At 63.0% G+C, this 26014-nt stretch carries 22 protein-coding genes; 18 read left to right on the plus strand and 4 right to left on the minus strand.

All coding sequences use genetic code 11. The features are described 5' to 3' along the window. Positions 1-362: 362 nt before the first annotated feature. The 11 genes from G489_RS0112875 (at position 363) to G489_RS0112925 (ending at position 11515) form a co-directional block, all read left to right on the plus strand. Positions 363-1607, plus strand: coding sequence for an ABC transporter substrate-binding protein (locus G489_RS0112875; protein WP_051332600.1), 1245 nt, complete (start codon positions 363-365; stop codon positions 1605-1607). A gap of 188 nt (positions 1608-1795) precedes the next feature. Then, entirely contained in the window at positions 1796-2827 is a 1032-nt protein-coding gene (locus tag G489_RS0112880) for a carbohydrate ABC transporter permease (RefSeq protein ID WP_029041886.1), read from the plus strand. A 3-nt stretch (positions 2828-2830) separates the two neighbouring features. Further along, on the plus strand, positions 2831-3712 hold the full coding sequence (locus tag G489_RS0112885; RefSeq protein WP_029041887.1) for a carbohydrate ABC transporter permease: 882 nt from the start codon (positions 2831-2833) through the stop codon (positions 3710-3712). A gap of 10 nt (positions 3713-3722) precedes the next feature. After that, a complete protein-coding gene (locus G489_RS0112890; RefSeq protein WP_029041888.1) occupies positions 3723-4778 on the plus strand; it encodes an ABC transporter ATP-binding protein in 1056 nt (351 codons plus the stop codon). A 22-nt stretch (positions 4779-4800) separates the two neighbouring features. Then, complete coding sequence (locus G489_RS22445; protein WP_155889392.1) at positions 4801-4977, plus strand: hypothetical protein; 177 nt, start codon at positions 4801-4803, stop codon at positions 4975-4977. Further along, entirely contained in the window at positions 4974-6347 is a 1374-nt protein-coding gene (locus G489_RS0112900; protein ID WP_029041889.1) for an amidase, read from the plus strand. Before G489_RS22445 ends, G489_RS0112900 begins: the two co-directional genes overlap by 4 nt. A gap of 74 nt (positions 6348-6421) precedes the next feature. Beyond that, positions 6422-7750 (plus strand): histidinol dehydrogenase, encoded by a 1329-nt coding sequence (gene hisD / locus G489_RS0112905; protein WP_029041890.1) that lies wholly within the window; start codon positions 6422-6424, stop codon positions 7748-7750. Positions 7751-7752: 2 nt separating this feature from the next. After that, the gene (locus tag G489_RS0112910; protein WP_029041891.1) at positions 7753-8517 is read left to right on the plus strand and encodes an SDR family NAD(P)-dependent oxidoreductase; all 765 of its coding nucleotides are present in this window, start codon (positions 7753-7755) and stop codon (positions 8515-8517) included. Then, entirely contained in the window at positions 8514-9578 is a 1065-nt protein-coding gene (locus tag G489_RS0112915; protein ID WP_029041892.1) for a LacI family DNA-binding transcriptional regulator, read from the plus strand. Before G489_RS0112910 ends, G489_RS0112915 begins: the two co-directional genes overlap by 4 nt. 160 nt (positions 9579-9738) lie before the next feature. Then, entirely contained in the window at positions 9739-10779 is a 1041-nt protein-coding gene (locus G489_RS0112920) for a cupin domain-containing protein (protein ID WP_029041893.1), read from the plus strand. Between the two features lie 34 nt (positions 10780-10813). Beyond that, the gene (locus G489_RS0112925; RefSeq protein ID WP_029041894.1) at positions 10814-11515 is read left to right on the plus strand and encodes an RraA family protein; all 702 of its coding nucleotides are present in this window, start codon (positions 10814-10816) and stop codon (positions 11513-11515) included. Positions 11516-11633: 118 nt separating this feature from the next. Here the strand turns inward: G489_RS0112925 and hisD (G489_RS0112930) are convergent, their stop codons facing one another. Then, a complete protein-coding gene (gene hisD / locus G489_RS0112930; protein ID WP_029041895.1) occupies positions 11634-12929 on the minus strand; it encodes a histidinol dehydrogenase in 1296 nt (431 codons plus the stop codon). Between the two features lie 215 nt (positions 12930-13144). Between hisD (G489_RS0112930) and G489_RS22780 the strand changes: the two genes are divergently transcribed. Continuing rightward, on the plus strand, positions 13145-15100 hold the full coding sequence (locus G489_RS22780) for an alpha/beta fold hydrolase (RefSeq protein ID WP_245578907.1): 1956 nt from the start codon (positions 13145-13147) through the stop codon (positions 15098-15100). A gap of 73 nt (positions 15101-15173) precedes the next feature. On the opposite strand, the gene G489_RS0112945 is transcribed toward G489_RS22780, so the two are convergent. Both G489_RS0112945 and G489_RS22845 read right to left on the minus strand, forming a co-directional pair. Next, positions 15174-15914, minus strand: coding sequence for a sugar isomerase domain-containing protein (locus tag G489_RS0112945; RefSeq protein ID WP_035872734.1), 741 nt, complete (start codon positions 15912-15914; stop codon positions 15174-15176). Positions 15915-15921: 7 nt separating this feature from the next. Further along, positions 15922-16659, minus strand: a complete 738-nt coding sequence (locus G489_RS22845; RefSeq protein WP_081691562.1) for a GntR family transcriptional regulator — start codon at positions 16657-16659, stop codon at positions 15922-15924. A 171-nt stretch (positions 16660-16830) separates the two neighbouring features. On the opposite strand from G489_RS22845, the gene G489_RS0112955 reads away from it, so the two are divergent. From G489_RS0112955 to G489_RS21945, 6 genes are read left to right on the plus strand one after another with little or no spacing between them, the layout of a single operon-like run. Then, positions 16831-18099 carry an ABC transporter substrate-binding protein gene (locus tag G489_RS0112955; protein ID WP_035872582.1) on the plus strand — a complete coding sequence of 423 codons (1269 nt, stop codon included), beginning with the start codon at positions 16831-16833 and terminating at the stop codon, positions 18097-18099. Between the two features lie 9 nt (positions 18100-18108). Then, positions 18109-19017: a carbohydrate ABC transporter permease gene (locus G489_RS0112960; protein ID WP_051332602.1), complete on the plus strand. Its 909-nt coding sequence runs from the start codon at positions 18109-18111 to the stop codon at positions 19015-19017. After that, on the plus strand, positions 19001-19840 hold the full coding sequence (locus G489_RS20485) for a carbohydrate ABC transporter permease (protein WP_051332603.1): 840 nt from the start codon (positions 19001-19003) through the stop codon (positions 19838-19840). Before G489_RS0112960 ends, G489_RS20485 begins: the two co-directional genes overlap by 17 nt. Before the next feature lie 8 nt (positions 19841-19848). Further along, entirely contained in the window at positions 19849-21201 is a 1353-nt protein-coding gene (locus tag G489_RS0112970) for a beta-N-acetylglucosaminidase domain-containing protein (RefSeq protein ID WP_029041900.1), read from the plus strand. Next, positions 21194-21847: a GNAT family N-acetyltransferase gene (locus tag G489_RS20490; protein WP_051332604.1), complete on the plus strand. Its 654-nt coding sequence runs from the start codon at positions 21194-21196 to the stop codon at positions 21845-21847. Before G489_RS0112970 ends, G489_RS20490 begins: the two co-directional genes overlap by 8 nt. Before the next feature lie 31 nt (positions 21848-21878). Beyond that, on the plus strand, positions 21879-22802 hold the full coding sequence (locus G489_RS21945) for a BadF/BadG/BcrA/BcrD ATPase family protein (RefSeq protein ID WP_051332605.1): 924 nt from the start codon (positions 21879-21881) through the stop codon (positions 22800-22802). Here the strand turns inward: G489_RS21945 and G489_RS0112995 are convergent. Then, positions 22783-25956, minus strand: a complete 3174-nt coding sequence (locus tag G489_RS0112995) for a BTAD domain-containing putative transcriptional regulator (RefSeq protein ID WP_029041903.1) — start codon at positions 25954-25956, stop codon at positions 22783-22785. The two genes, G489_RS21945 and G489_RS0112995, sit on opposite strands and share 20 nt — an antisense overlap. Positions 25957-26014: the final 58 nt, after the last annotated feature.

The following is a 26014-nucleotide window of genomic DNA, read 5'->3' on the forward strand; positions in this document are numbered from 1 at the left end:
AGGGCCTCGACCTGCCATCGGTCGGTATCCAGCACCGGTTGCGGCTCTGCCGGGCGGCGGTCCCAACCGGGCGAACGGACCACCAAAGGACGACGACCCGGGCGCAAGCATGGGCAAGAGCCCCGGATTTCCGGCATTTCTCAATTGAAAGGCACCCGGATATGAGGCTGATTCATTCATAGTTGCGCCCAAAGAAAATGTGTGGTTAGCTTCTTTGCATACGAATGCAAAACAGCCTGATGCATACGTATGCCAAGCGCGTAGTCGGCACCGTTTCGATCGCACGGGCAGGCCTCGGAATGGACGACGAGCGACAATGCCAAGGTGGGAGGCATTACCAGGCTGACAAAGGAAGGGACACCATGATTGGTTTCAAAACGACCGTACCGGCCGTGCTTGGCGCAGCGGCCCTCATTACCCTCACCGCCGGGGTCGCGCTTGCCGACTGTGGCATCGAATCCGGTTCGGTGAGAATTCTCTCAAATGACTTCGAGGCGCTGCGCATCGTCAACTCGATGGCGGAAGAATGCGCATCCGACAGCGTTACCGTAACGGCCAACGCCACCGCGGAGCACAAGAATATCCAGGGCCCGGCCCTGACCATCGACCCCGCCGAATATACCGTTGCGGTCGTGGCCAACAATTCCATCGTCTCCCTGCTCAATGAAGGGCTGATCCGCCCGCTTGACGATCTGGTGGCGGAATATGGCGACAGCCTGCGCCCCAACCAGCTGATCAGCGTCGACGGCAAGGTCATGGCGATCGCCTTCATGGCGAACTCCCAGCACATGTTCTACCGCTCTGACATTCTCGAACAGGCCGGCGTTGATGTGCCGACCTCTTATGAGGAAGTCCTCGCGGCTGCACAGGCGATCCGCGATGCCGGCCTGATGGAATACCCGCTCGCCGCAGCCGACAAGCCCGGCTGGGACCTCGCCGCCGAGTTCGTGAATATGTATCTGGGCACCGGTGACGACTTCTTCGTGCCTGGTTCCGCAGAGCTGGCCATCGACAATGAAAACGGTCTCGCCACCCTTGAGATGATGCGGGCAATGACCGAATTCATGGATCCCGACTACCTGACCTTTGACGCCAATGTGCTCAATCAGGAATGGGATGCCGGCAATGTTGCGATCATGACCCAGTGGGGCTCGCTGGCCGGTGCCGCGACCGGTGAAAACGCCAACCCCGAGATTGCCGCCAACACCGCCTTCGCTGCCGCACCGACCTTCCATGGCGGATCAACTCCTGCTGTCGCCCTGTGGTGGGACGGCTTCACGATCGCCAAGAATATCTCGGACGAGGACGCCGCGGCTTCCTTCCAGGCCATGGTCCACGGCGCCAGCCCGCAGACCGTCGCTGCAAATCCGAATGTCGCAACCTGGCTTGTCGAAGGCTATGAGCCCGGCCCTGCTGCGGTCGGCGTGATCGCAACTGCCAATGGCGGTGCCCGCGCCTATCCCATGCAGCCCTATATGGGTCTGCTTCACACGGCCCTTTCGACCGAACTCGCCGAGTTCATGGCCGGTCAGGAAGATGCCGAACAGGCCCTGGCCGACGTCAAGGCCGCCTATTCGACGGCGGCTCGCGAAGCCGGCTTCCTCTAAGCCCTGCACAAGGGCCGATCCGAAACCCGGATCGGCCCTTTTTTCGCTGAATGGGAAAACCTTCGGCTTCTTCGGGTTGTGCTTTACGCCGCGCTCGTGCTGCGGCCAAAGTTCAAGGCAAACGCTGCGCGCGCCTGACCTCTTGATGGTTGCAATGGTGCTGTGCCGCCCGCGTTCGGGGAAACATCATGCCGCACAAGACCTTCTTCTGGTTCATCCTGCCCTCGGTCGTCGCGATGATCCTTTTCATCGCCCTGCCGATTGCCTCGGTGGTGATCCAGTCCGTGTATGTCGAGCACGAACGCGTGCTGGTGGAAGTCGAAAACTGCGGTCCTTTCGGCTGTTCGACCGAAGTCCGGGTCGACACCGAAGCAACCGAGCAGCTCCGAAGCGAGCAACCGCTGGGCCGGTTCAACGGCCTCGGGACCTATCTCAACCGTGCCCATCTGGCCGTTGAGGAAGTCGGCACGATCGTCTCGACGAGCGCGAGCATCGGCGAAGCGCTGACCCGGATCTACAACCTGCCCTTCTACAAGGCCTTCCTGTTCACCCTGATCTACTGCTTCGTGGTCACCCCGCTCGGCATCATGCTCGGCTTCACCATCGCACTTGCGGTCAATACGATACCCCGATTGCTCAAGGGGCCGGTGATCTTTTTCTCGCTCCTGCCGATGATCATCACACCCCTGATCGGCTCGCTGATCCTTTACTGGATGTTTTCGAGCAACGGCATTCTCGGCGCCACGCTGCAGACCCTGTTCAACGACCCGACGCTGACATTGCGGCAGTCCCCCGCCCTGACCTGGATCACCCTGCTCGTCTATGGCGTCTGGACGGCCGCGCCCTTCTCCTTCGTCGTCTTTTACGCGGGCCTGCAGACCGTGCCGGGTGACACGCTCGAATCCGCCATGATCGATGGCGCCAGCCGCTGGGAGCGGGTGCGTTTCGTCATCATTCCGCACCTGGCACCGCTGGCCACGTTTGTCGGCCTTGTGCAGCTGATGGACAATTTCCGGGTGTTCGAGCCGATCGTCGGCTTTTCTTCCGAAGCCAGCGCGACCTCGCTGTCCTGGCTCGTCTTCAACGATCTGGTCGGGCAGGATTCACAGGCCTTCGGGTCAGCCGCCGCCACTTCGGTGATCACCATTCTCGGTGTGGTCATCCTGCTCACGCCGGTGCTCATCCGCACCTGGCGCGATTTCAACGCCAAGGGAGCCTGATCCATGTCCGCAAGCGTCGGCAAGCAGCCCCTCTATCTCAAGGCAGCCATTTCCGGCTTTGTCATCCTGTGGCTGATCGTGGCCGCCTTCCCGTTCCTGTGGACGGTCTGGGGCTCGTTCAAGGTCGAGGCGGATTTCTTCTCCCGCGTCGGCTGGTGGAACGCGATCGTGGGTACACGAACCGAACTCCAGACCGGCAGTCCCTTCACCGGCGATGGCTATTATGGCGCCTGGGTGACCCGCGATTTCTGGCGGGCGGTGGTCAATACCGGGATCGTCACCATCAGCGTGACCGCCATCTCGCTGGTGCTCGGCACGCTGGGCGGATACGCACTGGCCCGCTCGGGACACAAATACGCCTTCTGGATCCTGATCGCCGCGCTGGTTTTCCGCGCCATGCCGCACATCACCCTGGTGTCCGGTTATCTGCTGCCCTTCTTCGAGCTCAACATCTGGGGCCATCTGGCCACTTCGATCATCGTGCTCGTCGCCATCAACCAGCCCTTCACGCTGTGGATGCTGCACTCCTTCTTTCTGTCGATCCCCAAGGATCTCGACGAGAGTGCCATGGTCGATGGCTGTACGCGCTTCCAGGCCTTCAGGCTGGTGGTGATCCCGGTGATGTGGCCGGGCGTGATCACCACGGGGCTGTTCAGCTTCCTGTTGGCCTATAACGACTTTGCGGTGACATCGATGCTCCTGAGCCAGGACAACCAGACCATGGTGCCGAAGATCTCAAGCTTCCTCGGCTCGATCCAGGAACAGGGCAATGTGATGTATGCCGTGGCCGCCGTGGTCTCGGCCACCGTGCCCTTGTTCATCCTCGTTCTCTTCTTCCAACGCCAGATCGTCAGCGGTCTCACCGCCGGCGCGGTTAAAGGTTAGGACCAACACCATGGCCCAGATCCGTCTCAAGAACGTTTGCAAGCGTTGGGGCAGCTTTGTCGGCGTCGACAATTTCGACCTCGAGATTCCCGACCGCGAATTCCTGGTGCTGCTCGGCCCCTCCGGCTGCGGCAAGACCACGACCATGCGCATGATCGCCGGCCTCGAGACTGTCACCGAGGGTGAGATCTGGCTGGGAGACCGCATGGTCAACAAGCTCGAGCCCAAGGACCGGGACATCTCGATGGTGTTCCAGAGCTATGGCCTCTACCCGAACATGACCGTTTACGAGAACATCCGCTTCCCGCTCCGGGTGCGCCGGATCCCCAAGGAGGAGCATGACAAGCGGGTCATGCGGGCAGCGGAGATGGTGGAGCTCACCGACTTCCTGCATCGCCGACCCGCGGCCCTTTCAGGTGGTCAGCGTCAGCGCGTGGCCCTCGCCCGGGCCATCGTGCGCGAGCCCAACGCGTTTTTGATGGACGAGCCGCTTTCCAATCTCGATGCCAAGCTGCGCGTTTCGACGCGGGCGCAGATCAAGAACCTGCATCACACCCTCAAGACCACCACCATCTATGTGACCCACGACCAGATCGAAGCCATGACCCTGGCCGACCGGGTGGTGGTGATGAACAAGGGCGTGGTGCAGCAGGTCGGCACGCCGACCGAGATCTACGACACACCCGCCAACACCTTTGTTGCCGGCTTCATCGGGTCGCCAGCCATGAACCTGATCGCCGGCACTATGAAGGACGGTGTTTTCTCGGGACAGAACATCTCCGTGTCCGGCTTCAACAAGTCGATTGCCGGTGAGGTCACGTTGGGCTTCAGAGCCGAAGATGCCAATGTCGCGACCGAAGGCGGCGAAATATCCGCCCCGATCTACTCGATCGAACTGCTCGGGGAAGCGACAATGATTTCCATGCGGGTTGCCGGCGAACTGGTTTCCATCAAGGCAGCCAAGGATTTCCGTGCCGAAATCGGCGATACTATCTCCGCATCCGTGCCGGCCGGGATTTGTCATCTGTTCGACAGCAAGACCGGCGCCCGGATCGAACAGGATTGACCGGCATCGAGCAGAATTCACCATGTCCACCCCGAAGCGCGATTCCCTGACCCCCCAAGACCTCGACCAGGCGCTCACGGCCGCCGGCATTGAAACCGACGGCGCCAACCGGGAGGCGATTTTCGCCATCGCGGCCTGGCTCGACCAGGGACTTCAACGTCTTGCCGAGCGCGAGACAGAAAGCGCTGCCGGGTCATGAGTCTCGCCGATCTGTCGATCACGGAAGCGGGCGCGCTGCTCCAAAGGCGCGACATCTCCGCGACCGAATTGCTGGACCAGCATCTCGACCGGATTGCCGAACGCAATCCCGTGCTCTCCGCCTTTGTGCATGTCGCCGGAGAGCAGGCCCGTCTGCAGGCCCGGGTGGCCGACGCGGCCCTCGCCAGTGGTGACGAATGCGGTCCCCTGACCGGCATTCCGGTTGCCATCAAGGATCTCATCGATACAGCGGACATGCCGACCCAGTACGGTTCGCGGCTCTTCGCCGGCCATCGACCTGAACACGATGCTGGTTGCGTGGCAGCGCTCCGGCGTGCCGGTGCCGTCATCATCGGAAAGGCCGCGACCTATGAGTTCGCCACCGTCGGTCCGAGTTTCGATACGCCCTTTCCCCCGGCACTGAACCCCCGAGACCCCGAACACATCACCGGCGGATCGTCTTCCGGATCGGCCGCTGCTGTGGCGGATGGCATGGTTCGGCTGGCCATCGGCACCGACACCGGCGGATCCGTGCGCAGCCCGGCGAGCTATTGCGGGATCGTGGGGTTCAAACCGGCACAGGGACAGATCCCCGCAACCGGTGTCTTTCCCCTGTCGCCAAGCCTAGATCATGTCGGAACCCTGGCTGCCAGCGTGCGTGAAGCCGCCCTTGGCCATGCGGCAATGACCGGCACCGGACAGGATCAGTCTGTCTTCTCCGGCGCCGCGCACGGTACGAGACTGGGCTATGCCCGCGACTGGTTCGCAACCGACCCTCAACTCGGACCGGGCGTCCTCGACGCACTCGACACGGCCGTGTCGATGCTCTCGCTCACCGGGGCGCAAATCGCCGAGATCACCCTGCCTGACTATGCGGACTTCGAAACGGCGGCCGCCGTGATCCTGCATGGCGAGTCCTTTGCCATTCACAAGCAGCGCCTCGCCGAGCATCAGGACGGAATGGGCATCAAGACCTTCCGCACCCTGGCAGCGGGTGCCGCCATCGCGCCATCCGATATCGATCTCGCGCGCCGGACCGGCAAGCGACTCAAGGCCGCGCTCGATGCTGTGTTCGAAACCGTGGACGTGATCGCGACCGCCACGACCCTGACCACGGCCCCTCAATTGGCACTGTTCGAAGGCGCCGACGCCGTCTGGACGCCCATGCGCACCATCGGGTTCAACCTTACCGGACATCCCTCGCTGTCGGTTCCCTGTGGGTTTTCCCGCGGATTGCCGGTCGGCATGCAGCTGATTGCCAGGCCGGGAAACGAGGTCGCTCTTTTCGCGCTGGGCCACGCCTTCGAGATGGCCACCGACCATGCCTCGTTCCGGCCCGCCATTCTCGAACCAATCGCGGCCGACCACTAGATTCCGACTTTACTTTACACATTTGCATACGTATGCAAATGTCAATTCAAACGAGATCGAGGAGCTGACTTCCCATGCCGACATGGCTCAAACGCGGAAAAGATGTCGAGGCACGCGCTGAGGCCGACAGAAAGGTTCGCGCGACGGTGGAATCGATCCTCTCGGACTTCGAAGCACGCGGGGACGCCGCCCTGCGCGAGCTGTCGAAGAAGTTCGACAATTGGGAGCGCGACGATTTCCGGCTATCGGACACCGAGATCGCGGCATGCAAGGCTCAACTCTCCGACCAGGACCTCGCCGATATCGAATTCGCCCAGACCCAGGTCCGCAATTTCGCCCAGGCGCAAAAGGACTCGATGGCCGAGATCGCCGTCGAAACGCTGCCCGGTGTGACCCTTGGCCACAAGCACGTGCCGATCAGCGCGGTGGGCTGTTATGTGCCAGGTGGGAAATACCCGCTATTGGCCTCCGCGCATATGTCGGTGCTGACGGCCAAGGTCGCCGGCTGCGGTCGGGTCATCACCTGCGCCCCACCCTTTAACGGCAAGCCCGCCCCCGCGATCGTCGCCGCACAGGCCATGGCCGGGGCCGATGAAATCTATGTACTGGGCGGCATTCAGGCCGTCGCCGCCATGGCGATCGGCACCGAGAGCATTGATCCTGTCGACATGCTGGTCGGTCCGGGCAACGCCTTCGTGGCCGAAGCCAAGCGTCAGCTTTACGGGCGTGTCGGCATCGACCTGTTCGCCGGCCCCACAGAGACATTGGTCATCGCCGATGAAACCGTCGATGGCGAATTGTGCGCCACCGATCTGCTTGGCCAGGCCGAGCATGGTCCCAGCTCGCCGGCCATCCTGTTGACCAACTCCGAAAAGCTCGCGCGCGACACCATCGCCGAAGTCGAGCGCCTGCTGGAGATCCTGCCCACGGGTGAAATGGCCAGACAATCCTGGGAGGACTATGGCGAAGTCATCGTCTGCGATAGCCACGAGGAAATGCTCGCCGAAGCGGACCGCATCGCCTCCGAGCATGTACAGGTCATGACTGATCGGGACTTCTGGTATCGCGACAACATGACGAACTATGGCGCGCTGTTTCTTGGTCCGCGAACCAATGTCGCTTATGGTGACAAGGTAATCGGCACCAACCACACGCTCCCCACCATGAAGGCTGCGCGATACACGGGCGGCCTCTGGGTCGGGAAGTTCATGAAGACCTGCACCTGGCAGACTATCGAGAGCGATGAGGCGTCCGCGATGATCGGGGAATATGGTTCCCGGCTGTCGATGCTGGAAGGCTTTGTCGGTCACGCCGAACAGGCCAATATCCGTGTCCGCCGCTATGGCGGTCGCAACATCCCTTATGGCGCCGCCGCCGCGCCGCGTCAGGACCCGGCCGAGTAACCATGAAACTGCCCAGCACGCCCAGCTTCCGGCTCGACGACAAGCGTGCGCTGGTGACCGGCGGTTCCCGTGGCATCGGGCTGGCCGCCGCAGTCGCCCTGGCAGAAGCCGGGGCCGAGGTGACGATAGCGGCCCGCACCCGTACCGACATCGAGGCGGTTGCCGGCGCCATGCGCGATGCGGGATTGAAAGCCCGCAGCCTGGTTCTGGACGTGGCCGACTACGGCAAGGTGGCGACCGTCCTGGAAAAGCAGGAGCCGTTCGACATCCTCGTCAATTCTGCCGGCACGGCCCGGCACGGCCCGGCCCTTGAAATCAACGAGGCTGACTATCGGGCCGTGATCGACGTCAATCTGGGCGCGGCCCTGTTCCTGGCCAAGGCGGTAGCGGGCAGGCTCGTCGCAGCGGGCAGGCCAGGCTCGATCATCACCATCTCTTCACAGATGGGCCATGTCGGCGGCCCGAACCGGACTGTTTATTGTGCCAGCAAGTTTGCTGTTGAAGGCATGACAAAGGCCATGGCCATCGAGCTTGGACCGCACGATATTCGTATCAATACGATCTGCCCGACCTTCATCGAGACCGAATTGACCGAAAAGGCGCTCGCAGATGCCGATTTTCGCGCCTGGGTCCTCTCAAAGATCAAGCTGGGCCGGATGGGAAAACCGGAGGATATAATGGGACCGGTGCAGTTCCTTGCATCTGACGCTTCGGCAATGGTGACGGGAACATCACTACTGGTGGACGGCGGATGGACGGCGGAGTGACCAGAAAAGGCCCCGTAACCTCTTCGCAGGTGGCGCGCCGTGCCGGCGTTTCCCAGTCTGCTGTCTCGCGCACCTTCACGCCCGGCGCCTCGATCTCACCGGCGACCCGCGCCAAGGTACTCGCCGCGGCCAAGGAGCTCGGCTATCGCCCCAATGCGATTGCCCGCTCGCTGATCACCTCGCGTTCGCGCATCATCGCGGTGGTGATGGCCTATCTCGAAAACCTGTTCTACCCCGACGTCCTGGAAGAACTTGGCCGCAGGCTGGCGGCGGAGGACTATCACGTCCTCCTGTTCACCGGCTTCAAGGACCGCGACTCCGACCCGGTGTTCGATCAGTTGATGCAATACCGTGTCGACGGCATCATTCTGGCATCAACCTCGCTGTCTTCGGACCTTTCCGAGGAATGCGCGGCTGCCGGGATTCCGGTCGTCTTGTTCAACCGGACCACGGAACGCGACGCGGTCTCCTCTGTCACTTCGGAAAACAGGGAAGGCGCGCGGCGCCTCGCCGACTTTCTGGTGGCAGGCGGCCACAAGCGGTTCGCCTTCATTTCTGGGCTTCAGAACTCCTCGACCAATCGCGACCGCTACGAGGGATTTCGCGACGGTCTGAAAAGCCACGGCATTGAAGACCTCACCGTCCAGACCGGCAATTTCTCGCGCAGCGAAGCCGAGACGGCGGCGCGGACAATCCTGTCAGCGCCCGAACGGCCCGACGCCATCTTCGTCGCCAACGATCACATGGCGGTCGCGGTGATGGATGTGGCCCGCTATGAGTTCGGCCTCTCCATTCCCCAGGATCTCTCCATCGTCGGCTATGACGACGTTGGTCCCTCTCGCTGGCCGTCCTATGATATCACCACGGTTTCCCAGCCCATCGACACCATGGTCGACGCGGCGGTGCGGATCCTGATGGACCAGATCACCAGTGGCCTCATTGAACCGGTGCACGAACTCCTGCCGGGCGAGCTGATCGTGCGCAGCTCGGCGCGAAAGCCACGGTCCGGCCTCGAAACCGTCAATGGCCGCACAATCTACCGGTCCGGAGACGGGCTATGAAACATCGGCAAGGCAGTTCAGCGAACGCCAGGAACCGCTGCATTTCCGGATCGCCGGTCACATCGACGCATGCAAGCTCCCCTTTTTTGAGCTATCATGCATACGAATGCAATTTGAATACGGGCAACCTGGATTTGCCTCAGCCAGAAAGGAACCTGCCATGACTGCATGGACCCAGCAGGCGATGGAAAAGCGCCTTGTTCGCTATGCCGACCTCAAGGGCCTGCGCAACGCCTTCATCGATGCCCGCACCCCGGGATCGGACCGCAAGGAAAACTTCTCGATCATCGGGCCGGGTGTCTCCGAAAACCCCGCCCAGGTCGTGCATATTCCCGAGGCGCATGGCTTCAATGTTGGCGCCGCGCGCCAGCCGGGCGGCTGCCTCAACTCGCAGCACAGCCATCTCACGGCCGAAGTCTTCGTGGTGCACACCGGCAAATGGCGGTTGCTATTCGGCGCGAACAAGGACGAAGGTTATCTCGACGTCGAGCCGGGCGATGTGGCCTCTGTCCCCACCGAGATGTTTCGCGGCTTTGAAAAGCGCGACGAAGGCACGGGCTTTTTGTTTGTTGTGCTGGGGCGGGATGACCCCGGCAAGGTGATCTGGGCACCTTCGGTCTTCCAGCTCGCAGAGGATTACGGCCTCAAGCTCCTCAAGGGCGGCAAGCTGGTCGACACCACTCTTGGCGAGACCGTACCCGAGGGCGCCGAGCTCGAACTGCCGCCTTCGCCCGAGACCCTTGAGCGCCTGAAGACCCCGGCACCCGAAAAGATGGCCGAATGTTACGCGGCCGCGGATCAGATGATTGCCAATGCAAACTCGATGCTGGGTGGCGCAGGGGTCGAGGAGGCCGGCGTCATCGGCGAGAAGCACACCCGGGACGGCTTTGCGCCCGGTCCCATCACCGGCTGGTGGGACCACGGGTTTGCCCTGCGGCGGCTGACCATGCAGACCGGCGCCAGCGTTCCGATGCATGCGCGCGCCGAGCAGGAGGTCATCTTCGTGCAGGAAGGAACGCTCGAGGTGACCTGGGCCGATGGATCTCTCATCATGGGTGCGGGCGACACGCTGTCGGTGCCGATCGGACTGGCTCACGGCTTCCGCAACCCGGCATCGGCGCCCATGTCCGCCTTCGTCATTCGCGGTTCGGATGACCCGGCAGCGCCCGAATTCGTCTCCGGATCGATTGCCGCGGAATAAGCGGCGACAAACCGATCAGAAAAGGATGGACCCGATGCCGACACTCGATCCCAGCATTGCGGACCTGTTGCGCAAAACCGATACGCCGACCGTGTGCAATGCGCTCGAACATGCCATGGGCGGGCGCATGGCCGAGGGTTTCACCAAGACCCCCGTTGTCTGTGCCGACCCCGAACTGCCCCCGATGCTCGGTTTCGCGCGCACCGCGAGGATTCGGGCATCCTCACCGGCGCAAAAGCCCGCCGACGAGGTCAAGGCCTTGCGCATGGCCTATTACGACTATGTGGCGGCCGGCGACGGCCCCAATCTGGTGGTCATCGAGGATACCGATTGGCCCCGCCCGGTGGGCGGCTTCTGGGGCGAGGTGAATGTGGCGATCCACAAGGGCCTCGGCCTTGCCGGCACCCTGACCAACGGGATCCTGCGCGATCTGGGCATGCTGGATGAAGGTTATCAGGTGGTGGCCGGTGCGATCGGACCGAGCCATGCCTTTGTCCATGTCACCGAGATCGACTGCCCGGTGACGGTCTTCGGCATGCAGGTCAACCCGAACGACCTGGTGCATGCGGACCGGCACGGCGCCGTGGTGATCCCGGCGCAGCACATCGACGACATGCCACGATGCATCGACCTGGTGATCCGCAAGGAAAAACCGATCATTTCGGCAGCGCGGGAGCCGGGTTTCAACACCGAAAAGCTTCGCGCCGCCTGGACCGAATCCGAGAACACCCGCTGAAAAACGGGAAAACAAGAGCGGAGGGTGTGCCCACCACGCCTGACGAAAAACAAGAATGCCCCAAAGACTTCGACCAGCGCCCTTCGGCGCTGGTCTTTTTGTCTCTGGCCGGGCCTCCTCAGCCCCTGACCTGCATCCGGTCGAGGCGAAGTTGCGCCGCCCGGCGATGACCTTCGAGACCTTCGGAGGCGCTTTGCCGCGCCGCAGGAGGCGCGACGGCGGCCACGCCGCGTTCGTCCAGCCATTGATGGGTCGCGATCTTCACATAGGCGCCGACCCAGAGCCCGCCGGTATAGCGCCCTGCCCCCATGGTGGGCAGCGTGTGGTTGGTGCCGCAGCATTTGTCGGAATAGACCACCGAAGCGTTCTCGCCGATGAACAGCGAGCCGTAATTGCGCAGGCGGGTCGAGAAGGCTTTGGCGTCGGTGGTGTGAACCTGCAAATGCTCGGCGGCGATCCAGTCCGAATAGGCGATCATGGCCGCCTCGTCCCGGCACAAGACGATCTCTCCATAGTCGCGCCAGGCTTCGCCCGCGACATTGGCGGTCGAAAGCGTCTCGAGTTGCCGTTCGACTTCCTTGAGGGTTGCCTCCGCAAGCGCCTTGTCGGTTGTGATCAATCCGACCCTTGTGCGCACATCGTGCTCCGCCTGGGCCAGCAGATCGGTCGCGATCATTTCCGCATCCCCGGAGGAATCCGCGACAACGAAGATCTCCGAGGGACCGGCCAGCTGGTCGATGCCGACCGGACCGAAGACCTGCCGCTTGGCTTCGTTGACGAAGGCATTGCCGGGTCCGACGATCTTGGTACAGGCGGGCACGCTGTCCGTGCCCAGCGCCATCGCCGCAATCGCCTGGGCGCCGCCGATCCTGAAAATGCGGTCTGCGCCAGACAAATGACAACCGGCGATCATCGCCTTGTGGGCGTTGGGCGGCAGGCAGGCCACGACCTCGTCAACACCGGCCACCTTGGCCGGAACGATCGTCATGATCGGCGCGGACAGCAGCGGATAGCGCCCGCCGGGCACATAACAGCCCACACGTTCGAGCGGAATAACCCGATGGCCGAGATGCAGGCCGGGCAGCGGCTCGATCTCGAGCGGAAGGATGGTCGCCAGCTGCGCTTCTGCAAAGGCCCTGACATTGGCAATGGCGAACTCGGTATCGGCGCGGGTCTGGGGGTCGAGTTCGGCCAGGGCTGCCTCGCGCTCGGCCACGGTGACTTCGAAAACCTCGACATCCGCCTTGTCGAATTGCTTCGAGTACTCCCGCACCGCATCGTCGCCCCGCTCGCGCACCGCCGCGATGATTTCACCAACCAGTTTTTCCACCGGGGTGTTGTCGCTGACCGAGTCACGCTCGGGTGCCTTGATGAAGGTGACGCCGTCTTGCGCCTTGCCTGCGCCATCGCTCATGGGCTCAAATCTCCTCTGGTCATCCGCGCTCGGCGCGCCGGATAGTCGCTCAATCCTGCCCGCCAAGGGGCCGTTCGATCCCCGGGCAGGGCCGGCAAACGGCGCCTGCGGGGTCGGGCTGACAAATCTCTTGCATACGTATTCAAGATTTGCCAGAGTTTTTTCCAGATTGCACCGGACATCCCCTCCGGCGCCGCAGAACCAGCAGTTTTTCAATGGCCGCCAGGCGTACATCGCGACACGAGACACAGACCGGCGACCACGCGGCCGCCGGTGGTGAGCCGCTGGTTTTCCTGCCCGGAACGGTGTGCGACGACCGGCTTTTTGCGCCCCTGATCGAGGCCCTGGGTGTCGAAAACTGGATCACCGGCCCGATGTCGGGCGGCTCGAGCGCCGCCGATCAGGCGCGCATCGTGCTTGAGGCGGCGCCGGCGCGTTTCGCCCTTTGCGGATTCTCGCTGGGTGGCATCGTCGCCCTCGAGATCATGGCACAGGCGCCTGAGCGCGTGACCCGGCTGGCCCTCATCGACACCACCCCAAGGCCCGACCCGGCCGCCAATGCCCGGACCCGCAGATCGGCCGTGAAGAAGGCCCGCGAGCACGGCATGGACGGCTATATCCTCGACGCCTGGGACAAGCTCGTCTCCCCGGCCAACGCGGCAGACGACGCCCTCAAGGCAACCATCCTCGCCATGGCGCAGGACGCGGGGCCGGATACACTCGACAGCCAGACCGAGATCGCCATCAATCGCGCGGACAGCCGCCCGCGCCTTGCCGCGATCGAAGTTCCGACCCTGATTGTCGCTGGCGAGCAGGAAGCCGTCTGCCCTCTGGACGCCCATCGCGAGCTCGCCGACGGCATTCCCGGGGCCCGGCTGGTAACCATTCCCGACGCGGGACACTTCAGCCCGCTTGAAAATCCCGCCGCTTTGGCGCCCCATGTGAGGCAATGGCTTGGGGCCGCGCAGTGCCGGACAAACCCACAAAGCACCGATCAAGGAACGACGATGAGCGAAGGCAGCAACAAGAACAAGGGTGAGGTCACAAAGGGCCAGGCCGAACAGGTGATGGGTGTCGAACGGCACGATTTCGTCGATCTGGTGCCCACTGACCGGCCACGCAGCCAGTCCATGCGGGGGTTTGACGAGGACTACACCGATATCGTCGACTACATCGTGCGATGCACGCACAAGATCTGGGACGAGCGCGATATCGGGCTGATCTACACCCATTACACGCACAACTGCACGGTCTACACCTCGATGGGGATGATGTATGACCGCGAGACGGTGGTGCGCGACACCATTCAGCGCCTGGTCACCTTTCCCGAACGCCGGGGCATGGCAACCCACGTCATCTGGCGCGGCGATGATGAGGAGGGCTTCTACACCTCCCACATGGTCACCGGCTCCGGCCGGCACTCCCAGAACGGGCTCTATGGCCCCGCCACCGGGCGCCTGTTCACCACCCGCACCATCGCCGACTGCATGATCTATGAGAACAAGATCTATCGCGAATGGATCGTGGGCGACAACATGGTCATCCTCAAGCAGCTCGGCCTCGACCCGCATCCTTTTGCCGAGAAGGCAGCGCGCGCCCAGTTCGACAAAGGGCTGACCGCCCTCGATATCGGCGAGAACAGGCGCCTGATCGGTCAATACCCGCCCGAAGCCGAGCCCGACCTCGAACTCGCCCATAACGACATCGAACGCGACACGATCCAGTGGATGCATGAGGTTTTCAATCGCCGCATGTTCGGCAAGATGAAGGACGTCTACGCCTCGAACGTCCAGTATCACGGCCCCATGCTCAAGGAGCTCTATGGCGTCGTTGCCATCACCCATCAATATCTGGGTCTATTGGGCTCGATTCCCGACGCGGCATTCATGCCGCAACATGTCTGCTCCACCCCTTGCGAGGAAGGCGGCACCAAGGTCGCCGTCCGCTGGGTGATGGAAGGCCATCACATGGGATATGGCATTCTGAGCGAACTGGGCGAACCCACGGGCAAGCGCCTGCAGGTCATGGGCATCACCCATTACCATTACAAGAACGGCAAGATCGTCGATGAGTGGAACGTCTATGACGAGTTGAGCCTGCTGGTGCAGATCAAGCTGGCCCAGATGAGCGACGCCCCGCTGCCTTCAGCGGAAGACGAGCCCGGCCAGTAGGTCACGTAGCCGCCCGATGGCATATGGATCGGTGCACGCCCGGCAATTGTCCGGCATGCGCCGGCGGACATGGTCAGAGCCCGGCGATCCGGTCGCCCCAGCGCTCCGCAACATTGTCGGCGGGCGCACCATTGTCTTCGATATTGGCGCTGGCATAGATATCGACGCGCTTGCCGGCTGCCATCATCATCTCGACCGCTTCCGCCACAAGGGCATTGAGGATGAAGCAGCCGATAATGGTGGAGGTCGGCCCCATATGCACGCCCTCGGGGCCGACCGGGAGAATGGCATCGCCATAGACGCCACCATTATCGAGCACGATATCGGCGACATCGCGCAACAAAAGACCTGATGCGTGCCGGGATTCGACCCGTTCCGCATGGCGGAGCGAGGTCAATGCAATCACTGTCATGCCCCGTTTGCGGCCCGCCTCGGCCAATTCGACCGGATAGGCGTTCCGCCCCGAATTGGACACAACGATCAGCACATCGCCCGGCTCGATCGCAAAGCGCGACAGCGAACGCTCGGCGCGGCCGGCTTCGCGTTCCACTTCTGTGGAGCGGCGCGCCCCTTCATGCAGCATCAGATCGGGTTCGAGGATCGGCTGGACCGCAGCAATTCCCCCGGCGCGATAGAAAAGTTCCTCGGCCAGCATGTGGGAATGGCCGCTGCCGCCGACATAAATGAGACGACCCGCACCAAGCGCGGCCGCCAGGGCATCGCGGGCGGCGTCGAGAACCTCGGGCTCCCCGGACAGGACGTGATCCATGATCTCCACCAGCGCGTCCCGATAGTTCTGTCTCAGCGCGCCCATACGCATCTTACCCCTTGATTTCGCCCACATATTTATAGCGGTCGCCGCGATACCAGCTCACCGCATCCTCGACCACTGCCCCGTTGGCGCCATACCCGACCTGGGCGATCCGCAGGACCGCCGCGCCCGGTTTGATGCCCAGTAGTCCGGCTATTTCCTCATTGGCTTCCACTGCCTCGAGGCTCTGCAGCATGCGCTGTGGCCGCGCGCCGCGCGCATCCATGCGCTCATACAGCGACGTGGTGCCATCATAATCGCGCCCCACACAGGCCACCGGCACCACCACCCATTCATAGGAAAGCGCTTCGCCGCCCGCGAGCCGCAGCCGCCGCAGCGAGATGGTTTCGGTTTCGAGCGGCAAACCGGTGCGAAATGCGGTATCGTGCGGCACCGGTCCGATGGTCAGCTCCAGAACCCGGGAACTGGGCACGAGACCACGCATCCGCATATCCTCGGAAAAGCCCGAGAGCTTGGAAAGCGCCTTGGGGATATGGCCGACAACCACGGTCCCCACGCCCTGCCGGGTCTGCACAAGCCCCAGCTGTGCGAGGTCCTTGAGGCACTGGCGCACTGTCGAACGGGAGAGATCGAGCCTTGCGGCCAACTCGCGCTCTGAAGGAAGCGATTCGCCAGGTCCGAAGGCGCCTGTCTCGATAAGCGCGGACAAGGCCAGCCGCAATCGATCGGAGAGCGGGCCGTGCCGCTCCGACATGCTTGCGGAAAGCGTTTCAAAAACGTCGTCCATGGGCTCCCGGAATTCTGCGTTTCGCTCGCGAAGAGGACCCAGTGGTATGTTTTTGGGTCCTAATTCGCAAGCGAATTTCCTCGGTCATGCAAAAATTACTATAGCACCTAGACAAGTGGATGGAAACCAATATCATACCAGTGAACTCAAACAGGCTAAAGGGTGGAGTCAATGAGAACCTGCATCACAAGCCTTGTCGCATTGGGGGCCGCCCTGGTCCTTGGCGGCACGGCGCTGGCCCAGACTGAAATCCGGGTCACCCATTCCATGTCGGGCGGCAGCAATCGTGCCGCGTTCGATGCGATCGTCGACGCTTTCGAGGCATCGCATCCCGACATTACCGTGAAACAGATCGTGTTCGATGACGATCTTTATTCAGACACCGGGCTGATCACCCAGCTCCAGAGCTCGGAAGTCCCCGACATCTATTTCCAGTGGGCCGGCTTCCCGGTTCAGCGTGATGCCGACGCCGGCTACGCGCGCGATCTCTCCGATGTCCTGGGCGAAGGCGACTGGCGCGACAGCTTTTCGGAATCGGTTTGGACCGAAGGCGCCGGGACCATGGTCAACGGCGACCCCTATATCGTGCCGATCTCCCTCGATGTGACCAATACCATCTGGTACAACACCGACATCTTCGCCGAATATGGCATCGAGGCTCCCGCGACCTGGGACGATTTCGTATCTCTGGTGAAAACCCTCGCCGATGCGGGAGAGACCCCGATCATCGAAGGCAATAACGAACTCTGGCCGCTGGGCAACTGGGCCTCGCACATCGCCTCCCGCGTCGTGCCGCCCGCCGAATACGAAGCCGCGTTCAGCCAGGAGGGACCGTTCAACACCCCGGGCTTCCTCAGGGCACTTGAGCTGCTGGAGGAACTGCACGATGCCGGCGGGTTCAACCGTGACATGCCCGGCCTCGGCGCTGACCCGGCCATGGCCGGCTTCTTCCAGGGTGCCGCAGCCATGCACCCGATCGGCTCCTGGCTTGTCGGTTCGGCTGCCGAACTGGCGGAAGATGATTTCAACTACGATCAGTTCGATACCCCGATCATCGATGACAGCCATCCGCTCAAGGACAGCGTGATCGGCACGGCCACCGGTTTCATCATCCATGCGCGCGCCGAACATCCCGACGAGGCGATCGAATTCCTCAAATTCTTCACGGCGCCCGAGCAACAGAAGCTGTGGGCCGAATCCGGCTCGCTGAGCCCGGTCGCCGGCGTCAACGAGACCGCCGATCTCGATCCGAAGACGGCGTCTGTCGCCGCCCTGTTCGCCGAGGCCGGCTCCATCGTGCCGCCGCCCGACACCACCTATCCGGTACCGGTCGCCGAGGCCTATTATCAGGCGGCAGCATATGTCGCGAGCGGCGAGAAATCGCCTGAGGATGCGCTGACCTGGCTCGACGAAACCATCGCCGTGATCGGCCAGCAATAGGCAGGTGGCGTGAAGGACAAGACCCCCGAAGACCGGCTTCAGCCGATCTCAACCGGCGCCGCGAATCTCGTATTCGTGGCGCCGGCCATGCTTTTGTTCGGCCTTTTCGTGCTGTTTCCGCTGCTTTCCGCGGTCTATTTCGCCTTCACCGCCTGGAACGGGTTTTCCGAGCCCGTCTGGGTCGGCCTCGCCAATTTCAGGCGCGCCTTCGCCGACACGGTGCACCTCGCCTCCTATTGGCACGTTACCCTCTATATTCTGGGCACCCTGTTTTTCGAGGTCTCCTTCGGCCTCCTGATGGCCGTGCTGCTCAATTCCGACCGTTTCGGCTTTTCCTTCATGCGCGGCATGTTCTTCTCGCCGATGATTCTGTCGATGAGCGCCGCCGGGGTGCTCTGGGCCTTTGTGCTCGACTACCGTACCGGCCTGCTCAATTCGGTCTTTGACGCTCTCGGGCTCGATTTCCTCGTTCAGCCCTGGCTGAGCCAGTCCTCGACTGCGCTTCTGGCCATCATGTTCGTGTCCGGCTGGAAATTCGCCGGCTTCTACATGATCATCTTTTTCGCCGCGATCCGGCGTATCCCGCGCAATCTCTATGAGGCGGCGACGTTGGATGGCGCCGGGCCGGTTCGCCAGTTCTTCGATGTCACCCTGCCCCTGCTGCGCCAGAACATGATGGTGGCGGTGCTGATTGCAGTCACCGGCGGTTTCGCCGGTTTCGACCTCTTCTTCACCCTCACCAATGGCGGACCGTTCAACTCGACCGAAGTGCCCGCCACCTGGATCATCAAGCAGGCATTCGACCAGAACCAGCTGGGCTATGGCACCGCTCTCACTGTTGTCCTGGCGGTCGTGGTGACCATCATCTCGCTCATCTATCTCCACATCTCGGAGCGCGCCAATGTCATCCGCTACTGACAGGGCGCGTTCGCCGGGCGAATGGGTCCAGTTCGCGGTGGCGGGGATCATCGTCGCCGCCATGTTCTATCCCACGGTCTGGATGGTGATCTCCTCGTTCAAGTCGAACCGGGAGATCTTCCGCTCGCCTTTTGGTCTGCCGGCCGAATGGCGCTGGAAGAATTTCGTCGAGGCCTGGGACCTTGGCGGGCTGGGCGGGCTCTATCTCAATTCGATCATCGTCACTGCCACCGCCGTCGCCATCTCCGTGGTGTTCGCCACCGCCGCCGCCTTCGCCTTCACCCGGCTCGAATTTCCCGGCCGGCGCATCTTCTATCGGCTCTTGCTGATCGGTCTCTTGCTGCCGCCCCCGGTCGTCGCCATCCCGCTGTTTTCGATCCTGAGAGACCTTAATCTGCTCAACACGCTGTGGGCGCTGATCCTGCCCGGAGCCGCATGGTCGCTTTCGATCACAGTCTTCCTGATGCGCGGCTATTTCAATTCCCTGCGCCCCGATATGGAGGAAGCCGCCCGTCTCGACGGCGCCAATGTCTGGCAGATTTTCTGGACCATTTCGGTTCCCATGGTCTGGCCGGCCATGCTGACCATGATCATCCTCAACACGATCAACATCTGGAACGAACTGATGTTCGCGCTTCTGTTCATCGTCGATGAGGACAAGCGGACCCTGCCGGTCGGACTGGTGCGCTTCTACGGTTATCACAGCACCGACTACGCGCTGGTGTTCGCCGCGCTGACCATCACCACTCTGCCGATCCTGATCCTTTATTTCTTCCTGCAACGTTTCGTGATTGCCGGGCTGACCGCCACGGCGATGGACTAGGAGTGCCGATGCTCAGCGGCGTAATCGAAGGCTTTTACGGCCGGGCCTGGACCCAGGCGCAGCGCATCGAGATGATGGACTGGATCGCTGCGGCAGGGATGAACACCTTCATCTATGCCCCCAAGGACGACGTTCATATCCGCGCCCGCTGGCGCGTGCCCTATGCCAATGCGGCACTGACCGACCTCCGGCAGCTTGTCGCTGCCGCCCGTCAACGGGGCCTGACCTTCATGGTCGCCATCGCGCCCTGCCTCGATGTCACCTATTCCAGCGACACCGATCGGGCACGGCTGCGCGCTCGGATCGAGCAATTGCAGGATATCGGCGTCCGCGATTTCGTCCTGCTGTTCGACGACATTCCCAATCAGCTGCCCGAAGCCGACCAGCCCCACTTTCCCGATTTCGCCTCTGCCCAGGCCGCACTGGCCAATGAAACGCTCCGCCTCATCCGCTCGAACGGCGGCGGCGAGCTCGTCTTCTGCCCGACCGATTATTGCGCCCGATTCACCGGGATGGATGTGCCCGGATCGGCCTATCTCAGGGTTTTGGGCGAAGCGCTCGACCCGGCCGTCAAGGTGTTCTGGACCGGACCCGAAATCGTCTCCGAAACCATCCCCGCCCCCACCCTGCGCGAGATCGGTGCGGCGCTGAAACGCAAGCCGGTGATCTGGGACAATTACCACGCCAACGACTATGACATCCGCAAGGTCTATACCGGCCCGCTCGATGGCCGCGGTCTCGACATCCTGCCCTTGATCTCGGGTTTCATCACCAATCCGAACAACGAGTTCGAGGCCAATTTCGTGCCGGTCCACACCACCGGCAGCTTCGTTTCCGGCGGCAATTACGACCCGGCGCATGCGCGGGAAACCGCCATCGCCGCCTGGCAGCCGCGCTTTGCCCTCGCCGAGACCGACGAGAATACCACGCTCAGCACCGAGCAGATCCACCTGCTCACGGAACTGTTTGATGGCCCCTTCACCATCGGCCCTTCAGTTCAAAAGCTCATCGACACCGCACGGCGCATGCTGTCAGTGCACCGTCCCGACCCGGCCGATCCCGCCTGGCGCGAAGGTCTGGCCGCCTGGCGCAACTTCAAGGCCGAGATCGCAGCCCTGTTTGTCGGCTTCACCGAGCTCGAGAACCGCGAATTGTTTCACGCCTTCCATCCCTATCTGTGGGAAATCCAGGAGGAGGTGACCCATCTGGTGACCTATCTCGACTGGCTCGACGAGGGCCCCGGCGCGGACGAAGAATTCCCGGGCGCCGCGCGCATTCACAATTTCTACCGCCGCGGGCTCGCGGTCGAGATCCAGGGCCTTTTGAAACGCGACGATCAGGGCCGGTATCATCATGACTGAGACCTTTGCCGCGACGGCGGAGCTGGTGCCAGGCGTCTTCGTCCGACCGGCCACGCCAGACGACCACGCCGCCCTCAAACGCGTTTGCGTGGAAACTGCGGATTCGGGGAACGACGCAACGGCCCGTGAGGACAACCCCGAGCTGGTGGGGCTGATCTATGCCGTGCCTTATCAGGTCTTTGAGCCCGACCTCGCATTCGTCATCGAAGAGAACAGCACCGTCTCGGGCTATGTTCTCGGCGCGCGCGATACCGCCGATTTCGAAGCCCGGTTGCACGCGGACTGGTACCCCGATCTCAGGGAATGGCTGCGCGATCCCGGTCCCGATGAAAGCGCCTGGCAGGGCAGCGACTGGGCCCGCCACATGATCCACCACCCGCCGGTAATGGCCCTTGAGGGGCTCGCGCCTTATCCGGCCCATGGTCATATCGACCTGCTGCCTGCATTGCGCGGACGCGGTATTGGCCGGGCTGCGATGGAGCACCTGATTACCGCGCTCCGGCGCAAAAGGGCGCCCGCCATGCATCTCGATGTTGCGCCCGACAATGATAATGCTATCGGTTTCTATCGAAAGCTGGGCTTTGAGGTGATCGACCATCCCTCGGTCGCGCCCGGTCGGCTGTTCATGGGCAAGCGGCTCGACTGACCGCCCCCCGCCCCGGCGCCAGGAGATACGCTTGCACCATTTCTGCCTCGACATCGGCGGCACCAACACCCGCGGCGCCCTGTTTCACCCCGATGGGCAGGAACTGGCCCGTGCCAAAGGGCCTGGCGGCGCCCTCTCGCTCGGGGTCGATCAGGCCGAAACCTCGATCCGCAGCGTCTGGCGGGACATATCCGGTCGGATTGGCAGCCAGGCACCAGACCCCGGCGACGTTGCGGTGCTGGCGGGCATCGCCGGCTTCAACTTCCGCGACCGGGCCCGCCAGCTGTGTGACCGCCTCGCCGATTTCGCGGACACAGAGCTCGTCAGCGATGGCTATGGCGCGCTGATCGCGGCCACCAATGGTCGGCCCGGCGCCATGATCGCGGTAGGGACCGGCGTTGCCGCCATGCGCCTTTATGAGGACGGTCACTCGGCGTTTCTCAGCGGCTGGGGGTTTCCCGCCGGCGATCTGGGCAGCGGCGCCTGGATCGGCCTGAGGGTCATGAGCGACACGCTGAAACGGCTCGACGGATCCCCGGTCCGTCCGCAACCGGCGCCCCGGTTCACCCAGGCGGTTCTCGATCTCACAGGGCGCTCCGTGCCCGAGCTGATCGACTGGCACACCGGCGCGCGTCCCGCCGACCTCGCCCGCCTCGCCCCGCTGGTTGTGGAGGGCGCCGCCGCCGGAGATGCCTATTGCCGCTCCGTGCTCGATGGCGCGGCGCGGGAAATCGCCGATGCCGGGCTGGCCCTCTACCCCGAGGGCCGCGGCACAATCTTTCTCACCGGCGGCCTCGGCGCATCTCTGGCTCAAGGATGCGGCGAAGCCGAACCCGGCATCGACTGGGTGACAAAGGAATTCGATCCGATCATCGGCATCCACTTGATCGCCACCGGCGTCGCGCCGCCCGAACGCATCGCACCGCGTCCGGGCCTCACTCCGCAGCCGCGTTGATCTCCTCGAGATGCGTGCTGTGCATGTCGAGATATCTTCTCAGCAGCTCTTCATCGCCGATCACGGCACTTGCCCTGGCAACGACCTTCTCGGCGAGCGCTCTCACCTGCTGCCGCTTTTCCTCTTTGCCGGCCAGCCCATAGACCCTCGAAAGACCCCACAATAACAGGACCGGTTCGACCAGCCCCTGGGTCCCCTGTTCAAGCACGTGATCGAGCACGCTGTCGGCCAACGCCTCCGCCTCTTCGAGACGCCCCGATTGGGCCATCGCCACAGCCCTGCCCGCATGCGCCTCATGCACATTGGAATGCCCCAGCGTCTCCCAGACCCGCGCCACCTCGACATAAACGGCCTCCGCCTCGGCCCACCGGCCAAGCGCCACCAGCACGTGACCGACGCGATTGCGCGCCATGCAGCTCATCCGGGTCAGGCGCAGCCGGCCCAGCACATCCACGCCCCGCTTGCCATAGGCCAGCGCACCCTCGAGATCACCGGCCTTGCGCAGCACCATGCACAGATTGGCGCATAACAGTCCGATATCATCCATGGCGCCGATCTCTTCGGCTTCGGCCAGGGCCTCGCGATTATGCGCAAGCGACTCCTCGAGTAACCCGGCAAACTGTTCGGATAGCGCCAGGTCCAGCAATACGCTGATCCGCCTTTGCCGATGCACCATGGCCTCGACAAGCGCAAGGTTGGAGCGGCCCGTCCGGATCGCCAGCGCGTGATCCCCGTGCCGCATGGCAACCAGGGCGAGCGAAAGCCCAAGCTCGAGATCGAGCGCACGAATGCCTTCGTCTTTTGTCACATCTTCTGCGATTTCGGAGCGCAACGCCTTCAACTCCGCGATGTGCTGTTCGAAATCCCCCCGGAAATGCAGGGCGTTGACATGGGCACGCATCCTTGCCGCATTGATCGCAAGCAGCCGGCCGCCGGCCCGACGCGCCACCACTGCCGCCTCTTCGAAATGATGATCCGCTTTTGCCCACAGCCCGTCCTCGGCGAAACGATTGGCCAGTTGAAGATGGGTTTCCACCGTCAGTTCCGGATCGCTCGACAGCGCCAGCACTCTGAATTGCAAATGCTCCGAACCGGGCAATCCATGAATGGCGCGCGAAAAATGCCATTGCCGACTGAGCAGCAGCGCAACCAGATCGCCTTGCCCCTCCTCCGTCTCGAAAGCGGCGATGGCGGATCCGAACAGTTCGAACCCGTCCTGGATCAGGCCAGTCCGGGCCAGCAAGGCTGCAAACTCCGCGGCGCAAAGGGCAATCAGGGGGCCATCCCTTTCGTCGACCGCGCTGATCCAGGCCTTGCGGATATTGGCCATGTCCGCGAGGGACCCGGCACCCGCGGCAACACGGGTCAGATAGTGCCGTCGATGACGTTGGGCGACCTCGGTGCGGATCGACACATCAAGCCTTGTGCCCGCGAATTCCTCGACAAGCGGATGCAGCCCGTAGCGGCCCGCATCGATCCGCTCCAGCAAAGAGTGGCTGCACAATTGCGCCAGGTCCTCGGGCGTGGCATTCGCCACCGCGGCGGCGGCTTCGCGATGAAAACTGCCGCGGAAAACCGTGAACCGCGCCAGGAGGCGCTGCAAGCCTTGAGGCAACAGGCCCCAGGAAAACGAAAGAACCCTGGTCAGGTCATGATGGCGGGATTGAAGTCCGTCTGCCCGGCTTGGCTCGACCCCGACCGACAAGATCAATCCATGGATTTCCTCGATCGAAAATTCGCCTGCCCAACTGGCCGCCAGTTCCAGCCCGAGCGGCAGCCCGGCCACCGCATCGCAGATCGCCTGTACGGCGTCGGGCTCTGCCGGGGGATCGACCCTTAGGCCAAGGCCGTCAAACGCTTCCTCCGCTCGCTCGACAAAGAGCTGCCGCGCAGCGGCACCTCTCAGTCCCTGCAGCGGATAGACGCGTTCACCCTCGACATTGAGCCGCACGCGCGAAGTGGCGAGCACATGCACGCCTTCAATCTGCAGCAAATGCTGCAGCAGATCCGCCGCCTGCGGCTGCAGATGCTCCCAATTATCCAGAATGATCAGCACATGGCGGTTGGCGAGATCGGTCATCAGATCGCCGAGCGGGTCCGTTGCCGAGGTCGGCTGAAGGCCCATGGCCGCGGCGATGGCCAGCGCAATGCGGTCCACAGGCCGGGGATCCTGCCCCAGGATCGGCGCGAGCGACACAAACCACACGCCATCGGGGAACGCCGCGATGACCTCCTCGCCAACAGCCTGTGCCATTCGTGTCTTGCCGACACCGCCCAGCCCGAGCACGGTTGTCATGCGGTCCCGCAGGATGCGCCGCGACAGTTCGTCGATCTGTTCGTCGCGCCCGATCAACGGTGTCGGCCGGGCGCCGAGATTGGTTTGCCGCACAGCGCGGCCGGGTCGCTCGCGCAATCTGCCCGCGAGGCGCTCGGTGTCTTCGTCCGGGGTTGTGCCCAGTTCGTCCGCCAACAGGGCGCGAAGGGCGTCGTACTGGCCAAGGGCCTGGCTTGTCTGTCCTTGAGCGGCCAGTCCCTGCATCACATGCCGGTGGCTTTGCTCGTTCCAGGGATCGAGGTGGAGATGACGGCGGGCGGTCTCGACCAGCTTCGGCCAATTCCCGTTCGCAGCCTGATGTCGTTCAAGCGCAGACAGTGCGTCCGTTGCCAGCCGGTCGAGAGCATCCTGGGTTTCCCGGCGCCAGTCGTCGAATTGCGGCGCGTCGGCAATCTCGAGCCCTTCGAGAAACCGGCCCCGATAGGCATCAAGCGCATCCTCGAGCCGGTTCCAGTCCGCGCGCTCGGCCTCCCGGGTGAGGCTGCCATGATGGCGAAACATTGCCGAACAGCTCGCCGCATCCACCTCGAGATCGTCCGCCGCCAGACACACGGTCTGCCGGGTAATGTCGAGGCCGGCATCTTCACCAAGCAAGCGATTGAGGCCTGAGAGTTCGATCCGAAGATTGGTCCGCGCGGCCCGTTCCGGCAATTCGCCCCACAACAGATCCGCCAGTGTCGCGCGGTTCACAGCCGCACCCGCATGCATCGCCAGATAGGCCAGCAGGGCCCGCGCCTTGGACGAGCGGAAACCGGTCAGCGCCTCCCCGCCAACCCGAACCTCGAAACTCCCCAAGACATTGATCTGTACGCACGCCAAGGGCGTCAAAACTCTCCGTGTCCGCCCCGCACCGCATGCCCTCCCGAGCGTCGCTACG

Source organism: Cucumibacter marinus DSM 18995, assembly GCF_000429865.1.
GTDB lineage: Bacteria > Pseudomonadota > Alphaproteobacteria > Rhizobiales > Devosiaceae > Cucumibacter > Cucumibacter marinus.